Consider the following 20,298-nt stretch of genomic DNA (forward strand, 5'->3'; position numbering starts at 1 on the left):
TGCTCGCAACCAATCAAGCAGGCGTCAAGCCGATGTCGAATGCAATCATTCCCTTGTTGCTGGATAGCCTGGCCAGCGCCGCGTTGATCTTCTTCGCGGCGGTCGGCCTGACGCTGGTGTTCAGCGTGCTGCGCGTCCTCAACGTGGCCCACGGCAGTCTCTATTCGATCGGTGGCTACGTCGCCGCGTCGGCCTGCCTGTTCATTGCGAGCCGGCAGCTCAACCCCTATCTGTCGTTCGTTGCGTTGCTGTTCAGTGCGGTCTTCGTCGCCGCCGTTTTCGGTCCGCTGATCGAGCGCAGCCTGGTCCGCTGGACCTACGGCAAGTCCGAAGCCGTCCAGATCCTGATCACGTTCGGATTGTTCCTCATCCTCGAGGACCTGCAGCGCCTGATCTTCGGCGTGCAATCCCTCTACGAGGACGCGCCGATGCGACTGCTTGGCACGTCGAGTATCGGTGGCGTCGTTTATCTCAACTACCAGATTCTGCTGGTCGGGATGGCGGTCCTCGTTGTCGTCGGGTTGCGGCTCCTGATCAACCACACGCGGCTCGGGCGCTGATCACGGCCGTCGTGACCGACCGTGAAATGGCGCAGTCGATCGGTATCGATACCAACCGGATCTTCATCCTGGCGTTCTCGCTCGGCGTGTTCCTTGCCGCACTCGGGGGCGCTCTGGCGACACCGACATCGGGCATTGCCCCGGGGCTCGGGGCCGACACCATGGTGCTCGCCTTTGCGGTAGCGGCGATCGGAGGGCTCGGGCAAATCGAGGGTGCCGCGGTCGCCTCGCTGATCGTCGGGCTGGCGCGCGTGCTCGCGATCTATCTGGCGCCCTCGCTGGACGCGGTTGCGCCCTATGCAGCAATGCTGATCGTGCTTCTGATCCGCCCCTACGGCCTGTTCGGATCGGTAACGGCGCGGAGGATATGATGCGAATCTTCCTGGCCGCGGCCGCGGTTCTCACGCTCGCGTTGCTCCCTGTCGCCGCGCCGTGGCTTCAATTCGTGTTGACGCTTGCGATCGCCAAGGGCTTTGCGGCGCTCGGTGTCGCCGTGCTGCTGCGTGCCGGGTTGATCTCGATCGGTCACGCGATGTTCTTCGCCGCCAGCGCCTACGGCGTCGCCTTCCTGGCGGGTGGCGGCGTCAACGACCTCGGATTGCTTCTGGTGCTCTCGGTGCTGGTCGCTGCGCTGACCGGCGTGATCGCCGGTGCGTTCCTGGTCCGCTATCGCGCGATCTTCTTCGCGATGTTGAATCTCGCGGTCTCCATGGTGTTTTACGCGCTGTGCGCCAAACTCTATGGAGTCACGGGTGGAACGGACGGGATGCCGGTTCCGATTCCGGCGGTGTTCGGCGTCGTCTTCGCCGAGCCGATGTTCAAGAGCATGCTGTTCTACCTCAGCCTGGCGCTGATGGTGCTCGTCGGTCTCGCCGTCCAGCGATACCTCGACAGTCCGCTGGGGCATGCGCTCTCGGCCGTCCATACCAACGAGATCAGGCTCGAATATCTGGGCATTCCGGTCTGGGCGGTGCTGCTGATCGCCTACGTGATATCGGCGGCCCTCGCCGGCCTCGGTGGCGCGATCTCCGCTCTTGCGATCGGCCGCGTGGTCCCCGACTTCGCGTTCTGGACGGCATCCGGCCATCTCGTCCTGATCGCCGTGCTTGGCGGCATCGGTGGCGTGCCGGGCGCGTTCATCGGCGCCTTGTTCCTCGAACTGCTGCACAGCGCAGCCGTGACCGTAACCGATGCCTGGAATCTGATCGTGGGCATGGCTCTGATCATCGTGATCATGTTCATGCCGCAGGGCATCTATGGACTATTCGCGCGCAAGGAGGCGTCGAGCCCATGAGGCGTCCCATCCTGGAGGCCAAGAACCTCTGTGTCGCATTCAACGGGGTCAAGGCCGCCGACGGGGCGAGCATCGCGATCCACGACGGCGAGTTTCTCGCGATCATCGGTCCGAACGGCTCGGGCAAGACGACGCTGCTCAACATCTGCACGGGTTATATCCGCCCGGTTTCAGGCAGCGTTCTGCTCGACGGCACCGATATCACCCGGCTGTCGCCGCGCGCCATCGCGCGGCGAGGCGTCGCGCGCGCCTTTCAGATTCCGCAACTGTTCTCCGCACAGCGCGTGATCGACAACATGATGCTCGCGCTTGCGGCAACCGACGGACTGTGGAGCGCGGTCCGGCCGCTCGAAACAGCGAAACGGCGCGAGGAGGCCATGGCCCTGCTCGAACTGGTCGGTCTCGACGGCGACGCCGAGCGGATCAGCAGCACCCTGCCTGAAGGTCATCGCAAGCTGCTGGACATCGCCGTTGCGTTGGCGCTCAAGCCGCGGCTGCTGCTGCTGGACGAGCCGACCAGCGGCGTGAGCGCGCTGGAACGCTTCCCGCTGATGGAGGCGCTAATGAGCGCGCTGCACCAGCGCCGCATCACCGCTCTCTTCGTCGAGCACGACATGGACGTGGTTGCACGTTACGCAAGCCGCGTCCTGGTGTGGAATGCCGGGAACATCATGGCCGAAGGGCCACCAGATGAGGTGTTCGGCAACGCGCAGGTCCGCGAACGCGTCGTGGGGGTGGCCTGATGCTCAGGCTCGACAAGGTTAGCGTCTCGATCGAGGGCGTTCGCGTGCTGCGCAAGGTCAGCTGCGACATCGTCGCGCGCAAGACCACGGTGTTGATCGGGCGCAATGGCGCCGGCAAGACCACGACGCTTCGCGCGATCATGGGCCTCATCGCGCACGACGAGGGCTCGATCCACCTCGATGCCGACGATCTCGGCAGCCGGCCGGCCTACACGCGCGCCCGGGCCGGCATCGGATATGCGCCCGAGGATCGCCGGCTGATACCGGAGTTGAGCGTCGAGGAGAACATCCGCCTTCCGGCACTGGCTCTGAACCTCGACAAGCCGGAGATCGTTCGCAGGCTTGACGAGATCTATACGCTGCTGCCCGAACTGCATGCGATGCGGGCCCGGCCGGCGGGCGGCGTTTCCGGCGGGCAGGGCAAGATGGTTGCGCTGGGCCGTGCGCTGACGGTCGCGCGCAAGGTCCTGTTGCTCGACGAACCGTTCCAGGGGCTGGCGCCGGCCCTGGCGCTCGATTATGCACGAACCCTCGGTGAGCTGCGCAAGCACCGGCCGGAGCTCGCCCTGCTGATCACGGAATCCTCGCCGGCCCTGCTCGACCGCGTCGCGGATCGCACGTTGCAGATCGAGCGCGGCGAGATTCTCGTACCTTCAACCTAGGATGACAAAGCCCATGTTCATGAAGTTTGACCGCATCGCGAAGGATCGGACCGACCACGTCGGCGTCGAAATCGAATCGCTCGTGGTCGCGGGCTGGGCGGGCAGGAACGCGGCGGCGATCGAGCACCATATCGAGGAGCTCGCGGCGCTCGGAATCCCGCGCCCGTCGACGACGCCGCTCTACTACCGTGTCGCGGCGCAGACGCTGACGCAGGCGGATCGCTTGACCGTGCTCGGTCCGGACAGTTCCGGTGAGGTCGAGCCCGTCGTGGTCGCCATGGCCGACGGCCTCTGGATCGGAATCGGATCCGACCATACCGATCGCAAGGCGGAAGCCGCGGGCATCGCACTTTCGAAGCAGCTCTGCGGCAAGCCGGTCGGCCGGCAGCTCTGGTCCTACGCTGACGTCGAGCCGCACTGGGATGAACTCGTGCTTCGCTCGTGGGCGACAATTGATGGCAGGCGGGTGCTCTATCAGGAGAGCCCGGTTTCCTCGCTGAGAACCCCGCGCGATCTGATTCGCCGCTACGCGAACGCCGACATCCTTCCGGCCGGGACCTTGATGTTCTGCGGCACGCCGGGTGCGATCGGCGGAATTCGACCGGCAGCGCGCTTCGAAATGGAGTTGAGCGATCCGGTTCTCAAGCGCTCCCTGATCCACGGTTACGACATCGATGTGCTTCCGGTCGTCTCGTGACCGCCAGCGTCCGGTGAGGAGCGTCGACCGATGACGTTAGCTAAGGACCAATCTCAACCCACCGCCGTGGCACGATTGGAAGCCGCGCTGACACGCGCGCGATCATCTGACGCAGAGAATACCTTCACCGCTTTGTTCGAAGAGAGCGCTAGGTGCGAGGCCGAAGCCGCCGATCGACGAGTCGCCGCCGGGACGACGCGCGGCCCGCTCGACGGTCGCATTGTCTCGGTCAAGGCTCTGTTCGACGTCGCCGGCACCGTGACGAGCTCGGGCTCCGCCGTATTGCGCGCCTTGCCGCCCGCCGCTGAAGACGCGCTGGTCGTGAAGCGTTTGCGCGCGGCGGGAGCCGTGATCATCGGCAAGACGCAGATGACCGAGTTTGCCTTTTCCGCACTCGGCACCAATCCGCACGATGCGGTGCCTGGCAACCCCCGCGACCGCCGGCGCGCGCCGGGAGGATCCTCGTCAGGGGCGGTCGTCTCGGTTGTTGACGGCATGGCCGAAATCGCCATCGGGAGCGACACCGGAGGGTCGATCCGAATTCCGGCAGCGCTGTCGGGGGCGACCGGCTTCAAGCCGACCAGCGGCTTCGTGCCGACTGCCGGCGCGTTCTCGCTGTCGTCGAGCCTCGATACCATCGGTCCGATCGCCTCGAGCGTCGCGGACTGCTTCATGGCCGATCAGGTGCTGTCGGGTGGAGACGTGGCGTCGCGGCCGCAGCCGGCCTCTCCCTACACCTTTCGTCTCACGGTCGCTCGCGGTCGCCTGTTTGATAGTTGCGAGCCGGAGGTGCTCGGCGCGTTCGAGAATGCCGTCGAGCGGCTTCGATCAAGTGGATTGCAGATTGCGGATGGATCGATCGAGGCCGCTCTCGACGATGTCGCCGAGATCGATGGGATCGGCACGTTTCCGTCGATCGAGGTCGGCGCGACGTTGCGTGGTCTCGGCCTGTCGAGCCTGGATGAGGTCGATCCGAAGACCCGCGTTCGCATCGAGGCGGGCGCCGGTATCCTCGGTATCGACTATGTGCGCATGGTGCGGCTGCGGCAAGCCGCCATCCGGTTCTTCGAGCAGTCCTTCGGCAATGATGAGGTTTTCATCCTGCCGACGACGCCGATCCGCGCGCCGTTGTTGTCGTCGGTTGAAGAGGACGCTGCGTTCCATCAGGCCAATGGCCTCGTGCTTCGCAATCCACGGGTCGCCAATCTGCTCGATTGTCCGTCGATCTCATTGCCGATACCCGTAGACGGGCTTCCGGTCGGCCTGATGCTGATCGGCCGCAGGAATGCCGACCGGCGCCTGCTGGAGATCGCGTCCTGTGTCGAGGCGCTGCTGTAAGGCGGCTTGCGCCCGCCGGCCGCGAAAGTTGGCGACACCGCAACGATCACGCCGGGACGACGATATGGTCCGGCGCAAGGCCCGCCCGGTGGCGCTCATGCATCGCGGTGTAAGCGGCCTCGATATGCCCCGTGAAACGTTTGGTATCGAACAACGGTGCCGTCTGCCGGTTGGCTGTCAGCCTGGTCTTGAGCGCCGCGAGCCTCGAGGGATGGATTGAAAGATCCACCGCCATCTGCTCGTAGGCCTCCGGCGATTCCGCAATAAGCTCGGGCAGGCCGACCGCGTGGAGCAAGCTTGCCGCGACCCGGCTTGCAAATGTTTCGCCGAGAACGGTCAGCACCGGCAGCCCGGCCCATAGCGCGTCGCTGGCGGTCGTGTGGGCGTTGTAGGGCGTGCTGTCGAGGAACAGGTCGGCGAGGCGGTGGCGTGCGAGATGGTCGGGTAACGACGCACGCTGTGCGAACACAAGGCGTTCCGCAGCGACGCCACGCGCGACCGCCTCCTTGCGCAGATTTGCGGCAGACTCGGCGCTGGCTTCGAGCAGCCACAACATGCTGCCCTCGACGCGGCCGAGGATCCTCATCCACCGATCGAACATGTCGGGCGTGATCTTGTAGTTGTTGTTGAAGCAACAAAACACGAAGCCCGCCGGTGCCAGCCCCACGTCACCGCGCGTAAAGATACGATCGGCAATGGCGCGCTTGTCGTCGTTGGCCTGATAGGTGTCGGGCAGCGCGACCACCTTTTCGCTGTAGAATTCGCGATGGTGGTCCGGGATCACGGTCCGATCGGCGATGATGTAGTCGACGAACGGGGCACCGAGTGTTCCGGGGTAACCCAGATAACTGACCTGGATAGGGGCGGGCCGGCGGCCCAGGACTCTGGTGCGGGATCCCCCGGTAAAGCCCTTCAAATCGACCAGGATGTCGATCTCCAATCGTCGGATCAGGTCGGCGACTTCATCGTCCTTCATGTCCCCGACCTCGACAAGGCGATCGAACGACGCCTCAAGCCGTCGACGCATCTCCGTGGGGTCGGTGGGTGACCATGAGATGGCTACCGTCTCGAATTTCGACCGGTCGTGGCACTCGAACATCCCTGCCATCAAATGCGATGTCGCGTGATTGCAGAAATCCGATGAGAAATAGCCGATGCGAATTCGATCGTGATGATAGCGCTCGCCCCGCCAGCGCTGGTTCTCGGACGGCGGATGGTTCTTCGCGGTCCATCGCGTGGCGCACAGCAGCTGGTCGGTGGCCGTTGAAGGAACGCTGCAAAACAGGAATGGCGCCGTCGTCGCGTTCCGCTCCCTGATCGACTCGATCAGTTGGGCGCAATCGGCGTCGAAGTTGTCCCAGTCGCAAAGGTGAGACTTGGCGTGCAGACGATAGCCTTCGATGTCGGCCTGGTCCGGCTTGAGCGCGACGGCCCTGTCATAGGCAGCGAGGGCCTCGTGGTAGCGCGCCAGCATGGATAGGACCTTGCCGCGGTTGGCATGGGCCGCCGCATCGTCGCCCTTGTACTGGATCGCCTTGTCGATGCTGGCGAGCGCCGCCTCGGGCTGCCTGAGCTTGAGCAGCGCCGTGCCGCGGTTGTGTAGGCTTCGCCATAGTCGGGCCGCAGTGCGATCGCCTTGTCGAAGCTTGTGATCGCCTCTTCGAGACGATCCAGCCTGGTCAGCACGTTGCCGCGGTTGTAGCACGCGCCGGCAATTCCCGGCGCCCGGTCGTAGCTCGCGAGCGCCTCATCGAACCTCTCGAGATCATTGAGCACGTTGCCACGATCGTTGTGTGCACCGGCGTCGTTGGGCTTGAGCGCAATCGCCTTGTCCAGGCTCGCCAGGGCCTCCTCGAACCGCCCGAGCTTTCTCAGCGCGGCGCCCTTGTTCCGATGGGCATCTGCATGGCCCGGCACCAGTGCGATCACGCGATCGTAGCTGGCGAGCGCCTCCTCGTGGCGGCCAAGGTCTGCGAGCGTCAATCCGCGATTGTAGAGCGCCGGCGCGAGGTTTTGCCTGAGCGCGGTCGCCCGGTCGAAGCTCGTGAGCGCTTCGTCGAAGCGGCGCAAATCGCGCAGCGCGTTACCCAGATTGTTGTGCGCGTCCGCAACGTTGCCGTTGAGCCTGATCGCTCGCCGGATCAGGTCAACACCGCGCTCGCTGCGGCCGGTCTGTGCGGAAATCAGGCCTAACAGATGCAGCGCATCGAAGTTGCTTGGCTGTCGCCGGAGAATATCTTCATAGATCTTCTCTGCCGCCGCCAACTGCCCCCGCTGATGCAGCGCGAGAGCCTGCGCGAACGCGGGCAGGGAGGGCTCACTTGTTTCGGGCATCCGACCTCGTCACGTGCTCCGTTCACTCAAAAATCGCAATACCAGCAGCATTGTAATCTACCAGCACGGATACCGCCGTATAGCAGCAAAAGCGGGCGCACGGCCGTGAATGCCGCAAGGAAGACCGTATCTGATCTGGAAAGATCGAACGTTGCCAGATGAGGCCCAGGCCGTCCGTCGCTCTCGCTTCGCTCAAGCTTCGCCGGACACGCTTCGCCCTTGCAGCCTTTCGCGTGGCTGCGCCAAGCGAAGCCCGCAAGGGCGAAGCGTGGTGCCCCAGGGCCGATAGCAGTCTAATGGTGTAACCATCTGAAATTGAAATAATTTTTGTCTTCGGATTGTGCCGATGCCGACAAGAATGCCAACAACCGATGCGCGGCATTGGTTGAAAAAGATTCAGGCTCCCCGGGCGCAGGCTGTCTCCAAGCCGTTTCGGTCTGGACACTCGACGTCGGGAGCTCCACCGCATCGACAGTATCGAGAACCGGACGGCCCTGATCTCCTGGTACCTTGCGCGCCGGGCCTCGCGTAGCGGAATAACTCGGCGTTGCTTTCCCGTCGAAATCCACGCCCGTGACGGCGAACTGATCGGCGGCGCCTTCACAGCCAGAAAGTCAATTGGATTACCGTCCCTTGGACGATGCGTGCCATGTCACAAGCGAGATTCCAGCAGCATGCGCGGCAGGATCAACCCGAACGTCATCGCCAAGACGACCAGAAATGCCGTGGTGCCATCCGCGGCGACATTCGTCAGCAGAGTGGTCGGCGCACGAGCTCCCATCGAGACCAATTCGACGAGGCCGCTCGCGGCCTGGAACAGAAAGAAGCCCGGCATCATGGAGACGACCGCGGAAAAGCCCAGTGCGGCGAAGGGCAGATGCAGGCGGTCTACCACCGGCGTCACGATGATGCTGACCAGAATGCAGGCGATGAGCGCTCCGGTCGCGACATTCGTCCCTGCGAGCGAGATCAGTGCCCACCGTGCCGCATGCCCGAGCACGCCGGCCGCAACCGGGAATGGCAGCATGCGCCATGGCATCGAGAACAACGCCCCGAAGGAGGCGACGGCGCATCCTGCCGCGATCGCGTCGGCCATGAGTGGCACGGGCGCGGATGGTCCGGCGGCTGGGGGTGCGGCCCCGCTGGCCGCGAACCCCAGCAGCAGGCCGAAACAGATCATGAGCACGATGATGGCGGCATAGGTCAGGCGAGCGATGCCAAGTGCAATCCGCGTCCGGGCGAGATCGATCGCGCCGTTGAGGAGATGCGGGCCCGGCACCAGCATCATGCAAGGACAGAATGCGACGAGCGCTGTCGCAATCCGCAAATGAAGGTTGGCCGAAACGGCCGCGATGAGGCCGGCAATCAGGCCGGCGCAAAGCGGTTGGACAAAGGGGTTGGTGCTCAGGGTTGACAGCCTACGTCGGACGAGGGCGCCGATGGCGGCGCTCGATGCAATGAGCATCAGGCTCGCGATGTCGAGCGCGCCGAAGATTACCCCGAGAGACGCCGCGCCGATGGCTGCAGCCGAAGTGAATTGGAGCGTGCTCGCGGTGGGTTTGTTTCCGGCCGAAAGCAGCGCGGGCCGTGCTTGATCCGCCGGCAGGGTGCCGTTGCATAGCCGGTCCACAATGACGGTGACGGCGAGCACCCTGTGCATGTCTACGGCGAGCGGCTTCGCAGGGACGACCTCGGACAACGACGTACCGTCGAACTCGACCGTAAGCTTGTCCCAGTCCGGCAGCACCTTCGCCGGCACGCCCATGGCTGCCCCAAGGCGTTCGGCAGTCACCACCATCCGCTCCGTGGTTTGCCCGTGGACAAACAGCAGCCTGGCTGCCAGCGCGACAGTGTCCAATGCCGCTTCGCGCGCTGCAGCCTCAGAGTCCGACCGGGACGATTGAGGTACGACCGTCATTACAAGCTGGCCTCGAAATTCCGGATGCCGTTCCGCGCCGTCGATTCGGACGGCGCGGTGCTCTCCCTAGTGTCCGGCGCTCTGTCCGCCGTCGACGTGCAGGATCTCGCCCGTGGTGAAGTTGGCTCCTTCGAGGTACAGCACCGCATCGACGACATCGCGCACCTCGCCCATTCGTTCGACCGGATGCAGCTTGGCCAGGAAGTCGTAGGATTCGGGTGCGTGCATCGGCGTCTTGACCGCGCCGGGCGCGACAGCGTTGACGCGGATACCCTTGCGCGCATATTCGATCGCGAGCGACTTCGTTGCTGCGTTCAAGCCGCCTTTCGTGAGAGCTGCCAGCGCCGAAGGCACGCTGCTGAAGGCGTGTTCGTCGAGGCTGCTTGTGATCTGCACGATATGCCCGGATCCCCGCTTCAGCATTTCCTTGGCTGCGCGGCGGGTAACATGGAAGAAACCGTCGAGATTGATCCCCAGCAGGTTGGCATAGTCGTCGTCCGAATATTCGGTAAATGGCTTTGCGACGAAGATGCCGGCATTGTTGACGAGGGTATCGATACGACCGAAACGGTCGATCGCCTGCGACACGATGCGCTCAGCGGTGCTCGGATCGGCGATGTCCCCGGCAACGGCCAGGATATCCGGATCGGACGACTGCCTGATCGAGCGGGAATTCGCGACCACGCGAAAGTTGCGATCGCGGTAGGCGCCGACCAACGCCTCGCCGATACCTTGCGACGCGCCGGTGATGATAGCCACTTTCCGTTCTGTACCCATGATGTGCCTTCATATCCTCTGTTGAAGCGGCAACGCCGCCGGTCTCGTCTCAGCTACTGCGCGGTCCAGCCGCCATCGACGGAAATCGTCGTGCCGGTGATCTGGTCCGCCGCGGGTGAACAGAGGAAGGCAACCGTGCCGCCAAGCTGTGAGGGAGACACGAAATCCAGAGACGGCTGCTTCTCGGCCAGCAGCTCATTGGCCGCTTCCTTTTGGGTGATGCCTCGTCGCGCGGCCATGTCGCTGATCTGCTTTTCGACCAAGGGCGTTCTCACCCAGCCCGGACAGACCGCATTGCAGGTGACGCCGCTGCCGGCGGTCTCGAGACCGACCACCTTCGTCAGGCCAACCAGCCCGTGCTTGGCCGCAACATAGGCGGCCTTATGGGTTGAGGCGACAAGGCCGTGCGTCGAGGCAATGTTGATGATCCGCCCCCAGCGCTGCTTCTTCATCCGGGGCACCGCGGCGGCGATGCCGTGGAATGCCGCGGACAGATTGATCCCAAGGATCGCGTCCCACTTGGCGGCGGGAAATTCCTCTACCGGAGCGGTGAACTGGATGCCGGCATTGTTCACCAGGATGTCGATGCGTCCGAATTTCTCGAACGCGGCCGCGATCATCCCGCGTACGGCGTCTCCTTTCGACATATCGGCGCCGTCGTAAATGACACGCACGGCACTCTCACGCTCGATGCCGCCGCGAATCGACTCGATCTCGGCGGCGTCGCCAAATCCGTTCAGCACCAGGTCGGCGCCGAGGCCGGCCAATTCCTTGGCGATGCCCAGTCCGATGCCGCTGGTTGACCCGGTGACGATTGCTACTTTTCCCTTCAGCATGGCAGTTCCTTTCGATGTGAGAGAGTTGATGTACGTAGAGACTCAGGCGGCCGACGCCGCCCTGGCCCTGCTTGGCGGTATGGCGCGGAAAGCGATGGCAAGGCGATTCCACGCGTTGATCGTTCCGATCAGGATGGTCAGGTTCGCCGCCTCGGCGTCGGAGAAGTGCTGGCAGAGCTCGTCATAGACGTCGTCGGGCGCGTGCGTTTCGGAGATCAGCGTGACCGCCTCGGTCCAGGCCAGTGCGGCGCGTTCGCGGTCGCTGTAGAGTGGCGCTTCGCGCCAGGCGTTCAGGAGATAGAGCCGCTGCTCGGTTTCGCCGTGCTTGCGTGCATCCAGCGTGTGCATGTTGATGCAGAAGGCGCAGCCGTTGATCTGCGAGGCACGGGCCCTGACGAGCTCGATCAATGACAGTTCGAGGCCGGATGACTGGATTTGATTCTCTACCGCGGTCAGCGCCTTGATGGTCTTGGGGGCGGCCTGGTAGAAATTCATGCGGGGTTTCATGATCGTTCTCCTCTGGGGATGGGATGGTCAATGACCGCCGCCGGCATCGACGCGGTCGGGCTTGGTGAGCATCAGTGCTGCCATCAGGGCTACGATCTGCGAGATGCCGAGCAGATAGAAGGTGTCGCTGAAGCCGAGGATGAAAGCCTGCTTCTGGACAATCTTTCCGATCGCGACGTAGGCGCGGTGGACGGCATCGACGCGATCGATCACGCCGTGATTCATGAAATACTGGGTGAGTTGATCGATCCGGGTACGGGTCGCCTGCTCGAACAATGTCACCTGCTGCGAGAGCACGTTGGAATGAAATTGCTCGCGCTTCGTCAGCAGCGTCTGCAGCGCGGCGATGCCGATCGCGCCTCCGAGATTGCGCATCATGTTGAAGAGCGCCGATGCCGAGCCGGCGTTCTCCGCCTCCATTCCCGCCGTTGCAACGGCGGACAGCGGCGCAAAGACGAGGGCCTGGCCAAGCGCGCGGATGACATTCGGCCAGAACAGCTGATCGGCGGCGTAGTCATTCGTCATGTGGATATTGAAGAAGTTGGAACCGCCGAACAGCACAAAGCCGACGCCGATGACGAGGCGCGGGTCGAAGTTCTTCATCAGGCGCGGTACCAGCGGTATCAGCACGAGCTGTGGCAGGCCGGTCCATGCCAGCACCATGCCGATCTGCTCGGAGTTGTAGCCCTGGATCCGGGACAGATAGACCGGAAGGACGTAGACCGAACCATAGAGCGAGACGCCGAGCAGGAAGTTCGCGAGCACGCCGAAGCCGAAATTGCGGCGGGCCAGGATGCGCAGGTTCAAGAGGGGCCTGCTCACGGTCAGCTCGATTGCGAGGAACAGGGTCAGCGCAACCGCGGCGATCAGAGTCAGCCGAACGATGAAAGGCGAGCCGAACCAGTCGTCCTTGTTGCCCTCTTCCAGCACGGTCTGCAGGGCGGCGAGTCCGATCGCCATGGTGATGATGCCCGCCCAGTCGCCTTCGCGGAGCAGCGACAACTTCATCGGCTTCGCTTCCAGCGAGAAGAACAGCATCGCGATCATCGCCGCGCCGGGCACGGCGTTGACATAGAAGATGTATTTCCAGCCAAGATTCTCGGTGAGATAGCCGCCGATGGTCGGTCCGATCGCGGGCGCAAAGGTCGCGGAGATCGCGAACATCGCCAGCCCGATCGGCTGCTTTGCCTTTGGCAGCAGAGTGATAATCAGCGTGAACGCCATCGGGATCAGGACGCCGCCTGTAAAGCCCTGCACCGCGCGCAGCGCGATCATCTGCGGCAAATCCTGCGCCATCGCACACGCCGCCGAGAACACCAGGAACAGGAAGGCGTTGGTCAGCAGATAGATGCGGACCGAAAACACCTGGGCTAGCCAGCCGCTGAGCGGAATGACCACGATCTCGGCGATCAGGTAGGAGGTCGAGATCCAGCCGCCGTCGTCGATGCCTGCGCCTATACCGCCCTGAATGTCGGCGAGCGAGGCGTTGACGATCTGGATATTGAGTACTGCCATGAAGGCGCCAAGCGTCGCGCCGGTTACCGCGAGCCAGGTCTTTGCCGTGACGGTCTGCGCCACCGGCGCCGCGGGGGACGGCAAAGGCTCGTTCGCGGGCAAGGCGCCGGCGGTGTTCTGCAACGTCGTCACGGTGGTCTCCTTGCAAACAAGCAGGGATATGCGCGGACGATCAGCCGCGCGGTTGCCGGCCGCGCGACGCGAGATGTCTTTCGGCTTCGCGTGCGGCAACGACTTCCGATTTGGTATCGATCGTGGGCACCGCCGACATCCCTGGACGCAGCAGGCCCTTCAGGTTGCGATCGTCGAGCACGATCTTCACCGGCACGCGCTGCACAATCTTGGTGAAATTGCCGGTGGCGTTGTCGGGAGGCAGCAGCGCGAACTCCAGGCCGCTTGCCGGCGAGAGGCTGTCGACATGGCCCCTCAGCCTGATCGCGTGGAAGCTGTCGATGCGCAGCTCGACCGGCTGGCCATTGCGCACATGGGTGAGTTGGGTTTCCTTGAAGTTCGCAACGACGTAGACGGCATCCAGCGGGACGACCGCCATCAGCTGCGTGCCGGCCTGGACGAATTGACCGACGCGCAGCGTGCGCGCGCCGACCGTGCCGTCGATCGGCGCGGTGACTTGCGTGTAGGACAGGTTCAGCGCCGCCTGCTGCTGGAGCGCGCGGGCGTGATCAAGCTGGGCGAGCGCCTGGGCGCGTTCGGTCGAGAGCACCTCGATCTTCTTGTTGGCAGCGATCAACCCCGCCTTGCCTTGCTGCAATTGCGCGGTCTGGGAGCGCAGCATCGCGTCGGTTTGCTGGGCGCGCTGAACCGTGCCTGAACCCGACTTCATGAGCTCGTCGTACCGGGCGCGCTCCTGCTGGGCGAATTTCAGATTGGCTTCGGTCGCGTCGACCTCGGCCGCCTGCTGTTGAACGAGCGGCTCCTGCAATTCGATCTGCGCGTCGAGGTTCTTCACCGCTGCCTGGGAGGCCGCAACGTCGGCTTTCGCCTGGTTCAAGGCCGTGGCGAAATCGCGGTCGTCGATCCGGGCCAGCAGCTGACCGGCTTTCACCGGCTCGTTGTCTGCGACCAGGACCTCGGCAATGTAGCCGGAAACCTTCGGCGCGATGATGGTGGAGTCGGCTTTGACATAGGCGTCGTCGGTCGTCTCCAGGTAGCGGCCGGTCGTCATGTAGTAGTGACCGAAAGCGGCGGCCCCGGCGACTCCAAGGGCCGCGCCGAATGCCAGCGCTCCCCGCCGGATCGCCCTGCGCGACGGGCGCAGAGTGCTCTTGGTTGACTGTTCAGGCGCAAAGGAAAGGGAAGACATGGCGCTTCTCCGAAACCAGGTGGGAGCTAGAGTTCGATCGGCCGATGGATGTCGTGCGTGATGATGCCGAGCTCGGGAGCCGGCAGGTCGAGGCGACGTGGGTCGGACAAGGTCCGGCGGATGTCTTCCAACCCGCTCTGCCAGTGTGCCCGCATCGCGTTCAGCCCGAACTCGTAGTCCTTGGACTGGCCCTCGTAGACCTTGGACTGATAGATCAGGTGGATGATGTTGCAGGAGCGATGACGAGCCATCTCGGCGATGGCGCGGATCTCCGGATCCGCCCTCGCGCTTTCCGGCAGCCTTTCGATCGTCCGCTGCAATGCCTGACGCATCTTCTGCATCCGCAAGGCCTGATCCGTGATCGCCCGCGTCCGGCTGGAGTATTGGATGTCCTTCTGCCGGCTCGACACTTCCATCATGTCGTGAGGGACACGTCCTCGTGCCGACCAGAGATCGACCTGGAATGTCAGCGTGTCGCGCGGCTCACTGGACAGCACGCGCGAGAGCGGCGTATTCCAAACGACGCCGCCGTCCCAGTAGTGTTCGCCTTCGATCTCGATCGAAGGGAAGCCCGGTGGCAGTGCGCCCGACGCCATGAAATGCTTCGGTCCCAACCTGCGTTCGGTGGTGTCAAAGTAGGTCAGGTTTCCGGTGCGAACGTTGACCGCGCCGACGCTGACGCGTACCTCGCCGGAGTTCAACCGGTCGAAATCGACGAGCTGCTCCAGTGTCCGTTGCAGCGGTGCGGTGTCGTAGAAGCTGGTCGCGGCGTCGCCCGAAAACGGCGACCAGAGCGGCGATGGGAAGCGCGGCTTGAAAAAGCCGGGTTGCCCCTGGAACAGGGCCCTCATCGCGGCAAAGGTGTTGTGCAGCGAGCGAAGATCGAACGCATACGGCAGGGCATCCGCCAGCCCTTCGCCGGCGGGCCACCCGACCGGACTGGCGCAGATGGTCTCCCAAAACTGGCGTAGCCGTTCGACCCGCTCGCCTTCTGGCGAGCCGGCGATGATGGCCGCATTGAGCGCACCGATCGAAATGCCGGCCAACCAGTTGGGTCGAATGCCGGCTTCGTGCAGGCCCTCGTAGACACCGGCCTGATAAGCTCCGAGCGCTCCGCCGCCCTGCAGCACCAAGGCGACGACATCGTAGGGCAGCGAGCTGGCTCGCTGCGGCGCAGGACTGACTTGCTCGCGCATGACGTTAAGCATGTTGCGGACTCCCGATATTGCGGCCGATCCAGTCAGCCGGCGGTTGCTTCGATCAAGAATTCGGGCTCGTGGCGCCGCAGAGCCCGGCCTGCAGACAGGTAGTCGTGCACCACGGTGCCGAGCCCGAGTGTCAGGTCGGCAACGACGTGCTTGGCCGACAGCACCTGGAGCACCGGGAGTTCGGCGACGGGGGCCAGCGCATGCGAAAAAAGGTCCAGCGCAGCCGGTCCGGTCCATGCGCCCTTCACGGTGATATCTTCGAGGTGGTAGCGCACGAGCTCGCAGATGCGCGCTGTGCCGTCGACATGCGGGATGATCTTGAGCAGGAAGTTGGGCGCGGAGAGCTTTCTCGCCTCGACCTCGAGGTCGAGGGCACGGTGCTTGTAACCCATGGTGCCCGTCGCGATGCGGACCGAGCCGTAGTTCAAAGTGCCGACCAGCGTATCGATCTCGACCGCGAGCTTCGGTTGCGCCAGCTTCTTGGGAAAGCCCCAGAGCTCACGTCCGCCCGCGATCGGGGGATGGTCGTTGAGGAACATCTGATGGGTGAAGCTGCCGACCTGACCCTGATAGGAAACGGGGACGACCTGGCCGCTTTCGGTGTAGTCGCCGAAGCCGGTCGAGTCAGGCATGCGGATGAATTCGTAATTCACCACCGGTTCAGTCAGCTCGAGTGGCTCCGGTACGATGCGGCGCAGCACCTCAGGATCGGTCCGGTACTGGATGATGAAGTACTCGCGGTTGACGAAGCGGTAGGGGCCGGGCGGAAACGCCGGGTTCGTCAGTGGCATCGCGAGTGCGGTCGCGCGCACGGTCTCGTGTTTCATCGGGGCAGGCTCCAGGTTGATCTTTGCAGGGCGGACCGCGTCTCTCGGCGCGGTCCGCTGTCGAGTCAGGCTTCACACTTCGCCGACACGCTCCGGATCGGCGGATGCCAGTGCGGCGGCGCGCTTGGCCTGCGGGGGATAGATCCACACGGTGTTAATCTGCTGCTTGGTCTTCTTCGCTTCGTCGCCGACCAACTCGAGCTTTCGATCCCAGCCTCGCGTGAAGATCGCGCCGGCTTCTCCGAGGTCGAGACAGGTCGCGTAGACCTCCTGGTGATAGTGCTTGGGCGCAACTCCCAGGAGCTCGGCGGCGGCATTGTTGCCGGCGAAGGCACCCATGCGTACGGCATGCTGGCAGGACATCAGCGCGTAATTGCCGACGTCATCGCACGCCGCTCTGGCCGCATCGCCGGTTGCAAAAACGCCGGGTACTCCGGGGACCCGCAAGTCGCGGTCGACAAGCAGCCGGCCGAAACTGTCGCGCTCGGCGGGGATCTGCGCCGTCAGCGGCGCGGCGCGCATGCCTGCGGCCCAGATCACGGTCTCCGCTTCGATATGCTCGCCGGAAGTCAACGTGACGCCCGTCTTGTCCAGCGAGGCGACGCCGGCGCCGAGCCGCGTCTCGACACCGAGCTTGCGCAATGCGCCTTCGATGACGGGGCGTGGGCCTGCGCCCATGTCGGGAGCAATCGCGTTGTTCCGATCGACGATGACCACGCGCAGCTTGGCGCTATTGCCGAAGATCGATCGAAGCCGCGCGGGCATCTCCGTCGCCGCCTCGATTCCGGTGAATCCGCCGCCGGCGACGACGACTGTGTCGCGCCCGTTCCTTGCCGGCCGTTCGGTCAGGCTGTGGAGATGACGGTCGAGCGCAATCGCATCGTCGAGCTGGTCAACGCTGAAGGCGTGCTCGGCAAGACCGGGAATATTCGGGCGGAATAAACGACTGCCGGTCGCTACGACCAGCCGGTCATAGGAGAGGCTCGTCTTCGCGCCCTTGGCGTCGCAGATGTCCACCGTGCGGGACTTGGTGTCGACAGTCTCGGCGCTACCTTGCACATAGACAACGTCGATCGCCTTGAGGACTTCCTGGAGAGGTGCCGTCAGCGTCTCGGGCTTCTGCTCGTAGAGCCGGGGGCGAACCACTAGCGTCGGCTCGGGCGCTACCAGCGCGATCTCGAGGTCTCGAGGCGAAACGCCCTGGATGTCGCGGAGCCGAGCGGCGGAAAGCGCAGCATACATGCCGGCGAAGCCGGCGCCTATGATGACAAGTCGCATTTGATCTTCTCCTGTGGTTGATCTTCGGGCATAGGCGCGCGGCCGCCGCCGCTCCCAGGTAGCGGCTCCTCGTGATTGACGACGACGCGAAGACGTGAAACGAGTCCTCAGGCGCTAAGGAGATGCGCAACTCGGCGGAGACGACGCCTGCGGCGGCAAGCGGCGACGAAAGAACAGCGGTTCAGCGGCATTCGGACTGCCCCAGCCGACGTAGGGAAGCGGTGCGCCATTGTTGGCCATCATGGAAATTTCCGGAGACGTCCTTTGCAGTGATTGCGCAGGAATTTCCACCTCTTCACCGGTTGCCGAGGTGAAGCGAATTGCCAACGATAGTCCGTACAGGATTGTGGGGGCGACCAGCTTGCGCCGCGGCGGGATTGCAAGAAGGCTAACGAAGGTCTTCGAGATCATCGTCTATCTCCGTCATTGGAGAGCGCGGGGTACCCTGTTTATCTACCCTACCAAAGCTGAACCGGCGCCAGAGCGATTGCGGTGCCTTCAGCGCGATTGCTGCTAGCGTACTCGTCGCCGCCAATCGCTCGGTGTTTCACCTGTCAGCCGTCTGAAGGCCGCGGTAAACGCCCCCTGAGAGGCATAGCCAAGCCTTGCTGCCACTAACGCGATCGACACGTCGGTGGTGCGAAGCATGGTCATGGCTTGCTCGAGCCGCAGCTGGCGCAGCCAGGCGTGAGGTGAAAGCCCGGTGCTCTCCTTGAAGGCGCGGCAGAAGTGAAAGCGCGACAGACCAGCATCGGATGCGAGCGCAGCAAGCGACACGTCAGCAAGACTGTCCGAGCGCAGACGCTCGATCGCGCGCCGCAGGGCGCCGGGAGACAGCCCGCCTGAAACCGGTTCGAAGGCGGTTGGCGCGCCACTGTGTCCGGCCAGCAGGCGCGTGGCCAAGATATCTGTCAGTCGGTCCCTGAATAGGGCGTCCAGGACGGCATTGCCGTCCGGCAGCTCCGTTGCACTCATCAGCAATCCGGATATGACGGCGTCAGCATGCCCCGTCCGCTCCAGAAGATCGCCGGGTGTGGACGTGTCGGCTTCGCGGGCAACGCGTTCGAGCGTTGCGTGGGGAAGGTAGAGCTGGATGACATCGACGTCGCCAGGAATATCCCATCTGGCGCTTGATCCAGCTGGAATGATGGTCACGACTCCGGAGCGAGCCGTTCCAATCGCGATCGAGTTTCCGGTGCGCCGCTCCAGGCGTTGAATGCCTGCTGGGTAGGTCATGACGACATGATCGATCATCGGCTGGACCACGTCGTGCAGTGCCCCATGCTTCCAGTGCGCGATGACTCCATTGCTGGAGCCTGACGTCATCTGGAGCGGCGCCGTCTTGAGAACCCGCGCCATCTCGGCGTCGGCAGGGCGCCGTTCGACGGCTGGCGAGCTGCTGCGGTGCGTACCCGGTTCGGCAAACAGAGCCTTCATAGGATCGTGCAGGACCGTCTTGCTCATCGAGCTGACCTCGCGTTCTGAAGACATTCTGCTTGCAGTGCGATTGCCGCTAACGCACGCGCCGCCGCCAATCGCTCGGTGCCTCTCCCGTCAATCGCCGGAACGCAGCAGCGAACGCTGTTTGCGAGGCATAGCCAAGCTCGGCCGCAACCATGGCGATCGATTCATCGGTGTCGCGCAGCATCTGCATCGCCCGCTCAAGCTGGTGTTGGCGCAACCACGCGTGAGGGGAGAGGCCGGTGCTTTCCTTGAACGCGCGGCAGAAGTGGAATCGCGACAGATTGGCTTCCGCAGCCAAGGCATCGAGGGAAACGTCGACCTCGCTGTCCGAACGCAAGCGCTCGATGGCACGGAGCAGCACCTTGGGCGAAAGTCCGCCCATGGTTGGCTGGAACGTGGTCGGCGAACCGCTGTGGGCTGCCAGGAGGCGGGCGGCCAGGAGCTCCGTTAGTTGATGCCTGAACAGCATATCGAGAGCTCCATTGCCTTCCAGCGCACTGGCCGCGCTCAACAGCAATCGGGATGTAATGGAGTCGGGATGCGCCGTTCGCTCGAGGAGGTCCGTCGATGTGGCGGTCCCGGCTTCGTCGGCAACGCGCATCAGCGTTCGATGCGGAAGATAGAGTTGAACGACGTCGACCGGCTTTGGAATATCCCACCGGGAGCTGGATCCTTCCGGAATGATGATCACGACTCCGCGACGAAACGTTCCGATCGCAACCGATCTGCCGGACCGCCGTTCCATACGCTGCGTCATGCCGTTGTAGGCCATGATGACGTGGTGGCTCATGGGCTCCACGACGTCGTGCAACGGTTCGTGTTTCCAATGAGCGATCCCGGCGCCGGAGGCGTCCAATGCCATGTGAAACGGCGTCGTTCCGAGCACCCGTGCCATCTCGGCATCGGCCGCTCGTCGATCGGAGGCCGGAAAGTCAATTTCGTGGCGGCTGGGCGGTGCCGACGGAGCTCTCGAAGGATCCTGCAAGCTCGGTTCGTTCATGGACTTGTCCCTACGCCAG

General features: G+C 63.9%; 21 protein-coding genes. 7 read left to right on the forward strand and 14 right to left on the reverse strand.

What is annotated here, in order from left to right:
* Nucleotides 1-32 precede the first annotated feature (32 nt).
* The 7 genes from ALC15_RS47285 to ALC15_RS26980 are packed head-to-tail and all read left to right on the forward strand — an operon-like array spanning nt 33 to nt 5,294.
* A complete protein-coding gene (locus ALC15_RS47285) occupies nt 33-560 on the forward strand; it encodes a branched-chain amino acid ABC transporter permease (RefSeq protein WP_283806296.1) in 528 nt (175 codons plus the stop codon).
* Nucleotides 561-571: 11 nt separating this feature from the next.
* A complete protein-coding gene (locus ALC15_RS47290) occupies nt 572-931 on the forward strand; it encodes an ABC transporter permease subunit (protein ID WP_283806297.1) in 360 nt (119 codons plus the stop codon).
* Complete coding sequence (locus ALC15_RS26960; protein ID WP_050629918.1) at nt 931-1,854, forward strand: branched-chain amino acid ABC transporter permease; 924 nt, start codon at nt 931-933, stop codon at nt 1,852-1,854. The genes ALC15_RS47290 and ALC15_RS26960 overlap by 1 nt, the downstream gene beginning before the upstream one ends.
* The gene (locus ALC15_RS26965; protein WP_050629884.1) at nt 1,851-2,597 is read left to right on the forward strand and encodes an ABC transporter ATP-binding protein; all 747 of its coding nucleotides are present in this window, start codon (nt 1,851-1,853) and stop codon (nt 2,595-2,597) included. The genes ALC15_RS26960 and ALC15_RS26965 overlap by 4 nt, the downstream gene beginning before the upstream one ends.
* Nucleotides 2,597-3,259: an ABC transporter ATP-binding protein gene (locus ALC15_RS26970; protein ID WP_050629885.1), complete on the forward strand. Its 663-nt coding sequence runs from the start codon at nt 2,597-2,599 to the stop codon at nt 3,257-3,259. Before ALC15_RS26965 ends, ALC15_RS26970 begins: the two co-directional genes overlap by 1 nt.
* Nucleotides 3,260-3,272: 13 nt before the next feature.
* The gene (locus tag ALC15_RS26975; RefSeq protein WP_050629919.1) at nt 3,273-3,956 is read left to right on the forward strand and encodes a DUF2848 domain-containing protein; all 684 of its coding nucleotides are present in this window, start codon (nt 3,273-3,275) and stop codon (nt 3,954-3,956) included.
* A gap of 30 nt (nt 3,957-3,986) precedes the next feature.
* Nucleotides 3,987-5,294, forward strand: coding sequence for an amidase family protein (locus ALC15_RS26980; RefSeq protein WP_050629886.1), 1,308 nt, complete (start codon nt 3,987-3,989; stop codon nt 5,292-5,294).
* Between the two features lie 46 nt (nt 5,295-5,340).
* On the opposite strand, the gene ALC15_RS46550 is transcribed toward ALC15_RS26980, so the two are convergent.
* The 14 genes from ALC15_RS46550 to ALC15_RS27040 form a co-directional block, all read right to left on the reverse strand.
* Nucleotides 5,341-6,696: an O-linked N-acetylglucosamine transferase, SPINDLY family protein gene (locus ALC15_RS46550; RefSeq protein ID WP_244486282.1), complete on the reverse strand. Its 1,356-nt coding sequence runs from the start codon at nt 6,694-6,696 to the stop codon at nt 5,341-5,343.
* Nucleotides 6,621-7,628 (reverse strand): tetratricopeptide repeat protein, encoded by a 1,008-nt coding sequence (locus ALC15_RS42190; protein ID WP_094194120.1) that lies wholly within the window; start codon nt 7,626-7,628, stop codon nt 6,621-6,623. The genes ALC15_RS46550 and ALC15_RS42190 overlap by 76 nt, the downstream gene beginning before the upstream one ends.
* Before the next feature lie 652 nt (nt 7,629-8,280).
* The gene (locus ALC15_RS26990; protein ID WP_244486280.1) at nt 8,281-9,486 is read right to left on the reverse strand and encodes a threonine/serine exporter family protein; all 1,206 of its coding nucleotides are present in this window, start codon (nt 9,484-9,486) and stop codon (nt 8,281-8,283) included.
* Nucleotides 9,487-9,612: 126 nt separating this feature from the next.
* Nucleotides 9,613-10,323 carry an SDR family NAD(P)-dependent oxidoreductase gene (locus ALC15_RS26995; protein ID WP_050629889.1) on the reverse strand — a complete coding sequence of 237 codons (711 nt, stop codon included), beginning with the start codon at nt 10,321-10,323 and terminating at the stop codon, nt 9,613-9,615.
* A gap of 53 nt (nt 10,324-10,376) precedes the next feature.
* Nucleotides 10,377-11,159, reverse strand: a complete 783-nt coding sequence (locus ALC15_RS27000; RefSeq protein ID WP_050629890.1) for a 3-hydroxybutyrate dehydrogenase — start codon at nt 11,157-11,159, stop codon at nt 10,377-10,379.
* A 42-nt stretch (nt 11,160-11,201) separates the two neighbouring features.
* Nucleotides 11,202-11,666, reverse strand: coding sequence for a carboxymuconolactone decarboxylase family protein (locus tag ALC15_RS27005; protein ID WP_050629891.1), 465 nt, complete (start codon nt 11,664-11,666; stop codon nt 11,202-11,204).
* Nucleotides 11,667-11,693: 27 nt separating this feature from the next.
* Nucleotides 11,694-13,313, reverse strand: a complete 1,620-nt coding sequence (locus tag ALC15_RS27010; RefSeq protein ID WP_050629920.1) for an MDR family MFS transporter — start codon at nt 13,311-13,313, stop codon at nt 11,694-11,696.
* Nucleotides 13,314-13,353: 40 nt separating this feature from the next.
* A complete protein-coding gene (locus ALC15_RS27015) occupies nt 13,354-14,502 on the reverse strand; it encodes an HlyD family secretion protein (protein ID WP_050629892.1) in 1,149 nt (382 codons plus the stop codon).
* 26 nt (nt 14,503-14,528) lie between these two features.
* Nucleotides 14,529-15,710, reverse strand: coding sequence for a DUF3734 domain-containing protein (locus ALC15_RS27020; RefSeq protein ID WP_094194121.1), 1,182 nt, complete (start codon nt 15,708-15,710; stop codon nt 14,529-14,531).
* Between the two features lie 32 nt (nt 15,711-15,742).
* Nucleotides 15,743-16,537 carry an acetoacetate decarboxylase gene (locus tag ALC15_RS27025; RefSeq protein ID WP_050629894.1) on the reverse strand — a complete coding sequence of 265 codons (795 nt, stop codon included), beginning with the start codon at nt 16,535-16,537 and terminating at the stop codon, nt 15,743-15,745.
* A 72-nt stretch (nt 16,538-16,609) separates the two neighbouring features.
* Nucleotides 16,610-17,815 carry an NAD(P)/FAD-dependent oxidoreductase gene (locus tag ALC15_RS27030; protein ID WP_050629895.1) on the reverse strand — a complete coding sequence of 402 codons (1,206 nt, stop codon included), beginning with the start codon at nt 17,813-17,815 and terminating at the stop codon, nt 16,610-16,612.
* 114 nt (nt 17,816-17,929) lie between these two features.
* Nucleotides 17,930-18,226, reverse strand: a complete 297-nt coding sequence (locus ALC15_RS42195; protein ID WP_094194122.1) for a hypothetical protein — start codon at nt 18,224-18,226, stop codon at nt 17,930-17,932.
* Nucleotides 18,227-18,328: 102 nt separating this feature from the next.
* On the reverse strand, nt 18,329-19,279 hold the full coding sequence (locus ALC15_RS27035) for a helix-turn-helix transcriptional regulator (RefSeq protein WP_050629921.1): 951 nt from the start codon (nt 19,277-19,279) through the stop codon (nt 18,329-18,331).
* 49 nt (nt 19,280-19,328) lie between these two features.
* A complete protein-coding gene (locus tag ALC15_RS27040; RefSeq protein ID WP_050629896.1) occupies nt 19,329-20,279 on the reverse strand; it encodes a helix-turn-helix transcriptional regulator in 951 nt (316 codons plus the stop codon).
* Nucleotides 20,280-20,298: the final 19 nt, after the last annotated feature.

The organism is Bradyrhizobium viridifuturi (genome assembly GCF_001238275.1).
Classification (GTDB): Bacteria; Pseudomonadota; Alphaproteobacteria; order Rhizobiales; family Xanthobacteraceae; genus Bradyrhizobium; species Bradyrhizobium viridifuturi.